This window comes from Singulisphaera rosea, assembly GCF_054877945.1.
The window spans coordinates 1-444 of the sequence record NZ_JBTYIP020000105.1 but is presented as its reverse complement, the minus strand read 5'-3'; the positions used below and the strand labels follow the sequence as shown (position 1 = coordinate 444).

The 444-nt window shown below is 65.5% G+C and carries 1 protein-coding gene; it reads right to left on the bottom strand.

The window, feature by feature from the left end:
• A partial coding sequence (locus ACYOEI_RS41145; RefSeq protein WP_462856484.1) for an SDR family oxidoreductase occupies positions 1-444 on the bottom strand: 444 nt, incomplete at both ends.

The following is a 444-nucleotide window of genomic DNA, read 5'->3' as shown; positions in this document are numbered from 1 at the left end:
CGAAGGTCCGCTTGAAGCCCCCCTCGTAGACGATCAGGTTGCGGTTCTTGACCGCCTGATAGGTGAAGTCGTTCGGCATCAGGTCGAGCCGCATCCGGTTGCTGACGCCGAAGGCGGTCGCGTACCGGTAGGCCACGCCGTTACCCGCGTCGAGGACCATCTGCTCGGCGGTCGCCTTGGTCTCGCCGTAGAGCGTGATCGGGGCGCGCGGGGTTTCTTCGTTGCAGATGTAGTCGGGGATCGAGCCGTAGATGCTGCCGGTGGAGGCGAAGATGACCTTCTGGTCGGGCTTGCGGAGCTCGAGCAGGGTGCGAGTCCCCTCGACGTTGGTCGTCTGGGCGACCTGCGGCTCTTTCTTGCAGGCGGGATAGCCGACGATGGCCGCGAGGTGGACGATGGCGTCGACACCGTCGAGGGCCTTCTTCATGCCGGCCGCGTCGGTCA